Origin of the sequence: Streptomyces sp. NRRL B-1347, from assembly GCF_000720325.1 — a bacterium.
Classification (GTDB): domain Bacteria; phylum Actinomycetota; class Actinomycetes; order Streptomycetales; family Streptomycetaceae; genus Streptomyces.
Genome location: NZ_JOJM01000145.1, coordinates 1 through 5,594 on the forward strand (window position 1 = coordinate 1; position 5,594 = coordinate 5,594).

A 5,594-nucleotide genomic window follows, 5' to 3' on the forward strand; every position below is an offset into this window, starting at 1 on the left:
ACCGTCCCCACCCCCCGCACCCCCTTGGTCCTCGGCACCCCGGAGACCCGCCGCCCCCTCGCCGCCGAGGCCATCGCCGACGCCGAGTCCGCGACCCTGGTCATCACCTCCGACCCCACCCTGTGGGAGGAGACGAAGGACGCCCGCGCCAAACTGGGCCCCGTCCTCGTCTACGACCCCTCACACCTCTGCGACACCCCCGCCCGCCTCCACTGGTCCCCGACCACCGGCTGCGACGACAAGGCCACGGCGACCCACCGCGCCCGCGCCCTGCTCGCCCCCATAAGACCCACCGCCAAACTGGACACGGCCGTGGCGGACACCGCCGAACTCCTGCTGCGGAGCTTCCTGCACGCCGCCGCCGTGGACGGCCGCTCCGTGAAGCACGTCCACCGCTGGGCCCAGGGCACCCAGGTCCAGGACGCCGTCCGCGTGCTGCGCACTCACCCCAAGGCCGCCCCGGGCGCCGCAGGCGAGCTGGAGTCCGCGCTCACCGCGTACGCCGAACGCCGCGACATGGCCCAGGAGCTGACGTCCCGCGCCCTGTCCTGCCTGTTCACGCTGAACGTACGGGAGTCCTGCACGCCCAACCGCGCGGACGCCCTCGGCCTGGAATCCCTCGTCGACGAAGGCGGCACCCTCTTCGTGGTGGGCGAGGCCATCGAGGACCCCAAGGCGAACCCGGGCGCGATGCCGCTGCTCACGGCGCTCGCCTCCAGCATGGTCGAGCGCGGCCGCCACCTCGCCGACCGGTCGCCCGGGGGACGCCTCGACCCGCCCCTGACCCTCGTACTCGACGACGTCGCGGCCGTCGCCCCGCTCCCCCAGCTGCCGGAGCTCCTCGCTGCCGGGGCCGACCAGGGCATGCCCACCCTGGCCCTGCTCCGCTCCCGCGAACAGGGCCGCGCCCGCTGGCCCCACGACGAACTGATCGGCTGACCGACCAACAGGCGCCGACGCCCTACGCCAGCACCATCTCGTACTCGAGCGCCGCCGGGTCCCCGGGCACCGAAGCCGACTGACCGCTGCGGACGAAGCCGAAGCGCCGGTAGAAGGCCTCGGCCCGCCCGTTGTCCTCGTGCACGAAGAGCCGCACCCGCTCGACCCGGGCCCCGTCCGACGCCCGCGCCCACTCCACCGCCGCCTCGAACAGCGCCTCGGTCAGACCCGTGCCCCGGTGCTCGGGCCGCACGTACACGCCCACCAGATGCGCCTGCCGCACCGCGACGTCGGTCCCGAGCACGCTCTGCGCGCCCGGCTCCTCGACGAGCACGGTCACAGAGCCCACCCAGCCGCCGTCCGGGCCCTCCGCGATGAACTGCCGCATCGGCCCGCCCGGCGCCGCGTTCGTGGTCCGGTCCCGCCAGTAGGCGTCCGGCTTCGCGACGGCGTTCTCGTACGTCTCCAGGAAGGCGACCGACGCCGCCGGATCCCGCAGGGCGAGCAGCCGCAGCGCCCGGACCTGTCGCCATTCGTCGCCACGCACGGGGCGTATGAGGTGCTCCATACACCGATCCTAGGCAACACCCCAGTTCAAAGCCGCCCGGTTTTCCGCGGCCACCCGCCGCGGCCAGCCGCCGCGACCGTCCGCCGGTGCCCCCCGCCGTCGTACCCCGGTACTACTCCCCGCCCGAGCCCGATGCCCCGGTCCGACGCGCCACGGCCCGCACCGGCGCGACCATCGACCCATGATTCGCGCACACGGACTCACCAAACGCTACGGCGGCCGCACCCGCGCCAAGACCGCCGTCGACGGCCTCAGCTTCGAGGTCCACCCCGGCACCGTCACCGGCTTCCTCGGCCCCAACGGCGCGGGCAAGTCCACCACCATGCGGATGCTCCTCGGCCTCGACGCCCCCACCAGCGGCCGCTGCACCGTCGGCGGCCGCGCCTACGCCACCCACAGCGCGCCCCTGACCGAGGTCGGCGCGCTCCTGGAGGCCCGCTCGCTGCACCCCGGCCGCTCCGCGTACCACCATCTGATGGCCCTCGCGCACACCCACGGCATCCCCCGCTCCCGCGTCGAGCACGTCCTCGCCACCACCGGCCTCACCGATGTCGCGGGCCGCCGCGTGAAGGGCTTCTCCCTCGGCATGGGCCAGCGCCTGGGCATCGCGGCGGCGCTCCTCGGCGACCCCGCCACGCTCGTCCTGGACGAGCCGGTCAACGGCCTCGACCCCGAGGGCGTCCTGTGGATCCGCAACCTCCTCAAGGCGCAGGCCGCCGAGGGCCGCACGGTCCTCGTCTCCTCCCACCTCATGAGCGAGATGGCCGTGACCGCCGACCACCTGATCATCATCGGCCGGGGCCGGCTGCTCGCGGACACGACGGTCGACAAGTTCGTACGCGAGTCCGGCACCGGCTCCGTGAAGGTCGTGTCCCCCGCGGCGGCCCGCCTCGCCGAGCTGCTCGCGGGCCCCGGCGTCACCATCGGCGGCGCCACCCCCGGCACGCTTGAGGTCCGCGGCACCGACGCCGAACACATCGGCCGCACCGCCGCCGCCCACGCCATCCCACTCTTCGAACTCACCCCGCACACCGCCTCCCTGGAACAGGCCTTCATGGACCTGACCCACGACTCCGTCGAGTACGTGACCCCGCACGACGCACCCCTGGAAGGAGCAGCGGCATGACCACGACCGCCCCCGCCCCGCACGCGGCCGCCCCCTCCTACCGCGTCACCCCGGCCCGCGTCCTGCGCTCCGAGTGGCACAAGCTGTGGACGCTGCGCACCACCTGGATCACCCTGCTCACGGCGAGCGCCCTGGTCCTCGCCGTCGGCATCACCATGGGCAGCACATACGACGGCGACGACTCCGACATCGACACGGTCGTCTTCACCCTCTTCGGCACCCAGCTCTCCCAGATCTGCCTCGCCGTCCTCGGCATCCTCGTCACCGCGGGCGAGTACTCGACGGGCATGGTCCGCGCCTCACTGACCGCCGTGCCGCGCCGGCTGCCCGTCCTGTGGTCCAAGGCCGCGGTCTTCGTGGCGGTGGCGTTCACGCTGTCCTTCGTCACCAACGTCGTCACCTTCCTCACCGCCCAGATCTGGCTCGCGGACACCGACAAGGCGCTGACGCTCACCGACTCCGGCGTCCTCGGCGCCCTCGCGGGCAACGCGACGGGCATCACCCTGTTGAGCCTGATCGCCCTGGGGCTCGGCGCGTTGCTGCGCTCGGTGCCCGGCGGCATCGGCGCGTTCGTCGGCGCCGTGCTCGTCCTGCCGGAGATCGTCGGGACGCTGCCGTTCGGCGGCGTCGACGCCGTCGTGCGCTGCTTCCCCGCACAGGCCGCCTCCTCGCTCGGCTCGATCACCCGCGTGGAGAACACGATCGCCCCCGGCCCCGCCCTGCTCACCCTCGCCCTGTGGGCCCTCGCGGTCCTGACCGCGGCCGCGCACCTCCTGAAGCGCCGCGACGTCTGACCCGCACCGCCCCGCACTGCCCCACACCTGGAACTCCTGTACGAGGATGAGCCCGTGGCCCATGATCCGCACCCCCTCACCCAGTACGTCCAGCGCCTGGTCCAGCGGGTGCGTGCCGTCGACGAGCACCGTCCCCTGCTCTGGGACCTGCTGGTCACCGGCTTCTTCGTGACGGCGGGCAGCATCGACTTCGCGGGCGACGGCTGGCGCAACGTCGCGCACAACCAGGACGTCGCCGGCTGGCTCGTCCTCACCACGACCCTCGGTCTGACGCTTCCGCTGCTGTGGCGGCGCCGCCACCCCATGGCGGCCCTCGCCGTCATGGTGGCGTTCGGCGCGCTCAACGCGGGCACCGGCGCGATGCTCCAGGTCTCCCTCGTGCAGCTCATCGTCCTGTTCAACATCGCGCTGCGGCTGCGGCTCTGGACGCTTGGCCGGGCGGGCGCGCTGATGCTGGTGCCGCTGCTCGTGGGGACCGTCCGCTACCCGAAGGGCAGTTGGGACCAGCAGATCGTGCCCCAGGTGTGGGCTTACACGCTCGTGGCGCTCCTCGGCATCGCCGTGCGCTCGCGCCAGGACCACACCCGGGCCCTGGTCGAGCGAGCCCGGCAGCTGGAGGTCGAGCGCGACCAGCAGGCCCAGCTCGCCGCGGCCGCCGAGCGCACCCGCATCGCCCGCGAGATGCACGACATCATCGGCCACAACCTGTCCGTCATCACGGGCCTCGCCGACGGCGGCAAGTACGCGGCCGCCAAGTCCCCCGAGCACGCCGCGCAGGCCCTCGCCGCCATCGGCTCCACCAGCCGCCAGGCCCTCGCCGAGCTGCGCCGCCTCCTCGACGTCCTGCGCGACGACACACCGGAGGCCGCGGCCCTGGCGCCCCAGCCCGCGCTCACCGATCTGACCCGTCTCATCGACGGCGTACGGTCCGCTGGTCTGCCCGTCCGCACCACGGTCCACGGCCGCCCCGACGCCCTGCCCCAGGGCCAGGAGCTCACGGTGTACCGCGTGGTGCAGGAGGCCCTGACGAACACCCTCAAGCACGGCGGCCCCGGCGCGACGGCGACGGTCGGGATCTCGTACGACGACGACGGGGTGACGGTCACCGTCACCGACACGGGCCACGCGCCCCCGGCCGCCGCGGAGGCGGGCCGCGAAGGCCGTGGCCTCACCGGCATGCGGGAACGAACGGCCCTGTACGCGGGCACACTTGAGGCCGGCCCGCGCCCCCTCCCCGCCACCGGCTGGGAGGTCCGCCTCCAGCTGCCCAGAGCCACCGCCCCGCTCCCCGTCACCGCCCCGAAGGAATCCGCTCAGTGATCAGCGTCCTCATAGTCGACGACCAGCCCCTGCAACGCTTCGGCTTCCGCATGCTCCTGGAGAGCCAGGACGACATGGCGGTGGCGGGCGAGGGCGGCAGCGGCGCCGACGCGGTCCGCATGGCCGCCGACCTGCGCCCGGACGTCATCCTGATGGACATCCGCATGCCCGACGTGGACGGCATCGAGGCCACCCGCCGCATCGTCGCGTCCGGCTCCGCTTCCCGCGTCCTCATCCTCACGACGTTCGACCTGGACGAGTACGCGTACGCGGGTCTGCGCGCGGGGGCGTCCGGCTTCCTCATCAAGGACGCGCTGCCGGAGGAGCTCCTTTCCGGCATCCGCGCGGTCGCCACGGGCGACGCGGTGGTGGCGCCGAGGCTGACCCGACGGCTCCTGGACGCCTTCGCGGACCAGCTGCCGAGCGGCGAGGACTCCGCGAGCCCGGCCGACCCGGCCAAGCATCCGCTCCTGACGTCGTTGACGGACCGCGAACGTCAGATCCTCACGGTCATCGGCCAGGGCTGGACGAACACGGAGATCGCCGCGCGGCTGCATCTGGCCGAGTCGACGGTGAAGACCCATGTGGGCCGCATCCTCGCGAAGACGGGCGCACGTGACCGGGTGCAGGCGGTGATCCTGGCGTACGACACGAAGCTGGTGCGTCCGGCCTGAGGCTCGGCCCTGCGATTCTGAGCCTGGGGTCTGGCCTGGAATTCTGGCCGGGAATTCTGGTCGTGAGTTCTGGCCGTGAACGCAGAAAACCCCCGTGCCCAAAGGCACGGGGGTTTCCCATCACAATTAGTTCGGCGGCGTCCTACTCTCCCACAGGGTCCCCCCTGCAGTAC

The 5,594-nt window shown here is 73.1% G+C and carries 6 protein-coding genes; 5 read left to right on the forward strand and 1 reads right to left on the reverse strand.

Features of this window, described 5'->3' with window-relative positions:
• Nucleotides 1-939, forward strand: a 939-nt coding sequence (locus IG74_RS0143600; RefSeq protein WP_030689142.1) for a type IV secretory system conjugative DNA transfer family protein, incomplete at its 5' end; no start/stop codon positions are given.
• Nucleotides 940-961: 22 nt separating this feature from the next.
• On the opposite strand, the gene IG74_RS0143605 is transcribed toward IG74_RS0143600, so the two are convergent.
• Nucleotides 962-1,507 (reverse strand): GNAT family N-acetyltransferase, encoded by a 546-nt coding sequence (locus IG74_RS0143605; protein ID WP_030689144.1) that lies wholly within the window; start codon nucleotides 1,505-1,507, stop codon nucleotides 962-964.
• 181 nt (nucleotides 1,508-1,688) lie between these two features.
• Here IG74_RS0143605 and IG74_RS0143610 point away from each other — a divergent pair, with 181 nt between their 5' ends.
• Genes IG74_RS0143610 through IG74_RS0143625 form a run of 4 tightly spaced genes read left to right on the forward strand, consistent with a single transcriptional unit; the run spans nucleotide 1,689 to nucleotide 5,421 of the window.
• Nucleotides 1,689-2,633 (forward strand): ABC transporter ATP-binding protein, encoded by a 945-nt coding sequence (locus IG74_RS0143610; RefSeq protein WP_030689146.1) that lies wholly within the window; start codon nucleotides 1,689-1,691, stop codon nucleotides 2,631-2,633.
• Nucleotides 2,630-3,427 carry an ABC transporter permease gene (locus IG74_RS0143615; protein ID WP_030689148.1) on the forward strand — a complete coding sequence of 266 codons (798 nt, stop codon included), beginning with the start codon at nucleotides 2,630-2,632 and terminating at the stop codon, nucleotides 3,425-3,427. The genes IG74_RS0143610 and IG74_RS0143615 overlap by 4 nt, the downstream gene beginning before the upstream one ends.
• Before the next feature lie 54 nt (nucleotides 3,428-3,481).
• Nucleotides 3,482-4,747 (forward strand): sensor histidine kinase, encoded by a 1,266-nt coding sequence (locus tag IG74_RS0143620; RefSeq protein ID WP_234334664.1) that lies wholly within the window; start codon nucleotides 3,482-3,484, stop codon nucleotides 4,745-4,747.
• Nucleotides 4,744-5,421 (forward strand): response regulator, encoded by a 678-nt coding sequence (locus IG74_RS0143625; protein ID WP_030689152.1) that lies wholly within the window; start codon nucleotides 4,744-4,746, stop codon nucleotides 5,419-5,421. The genes IG74_RS0143620 and IG74_RS0143625 overlap by 4 nt, the downstream gene beginning before the upstream one ends.
• Nucleotides 5,422-5,594: the final 173 nt, after the last annotated feature.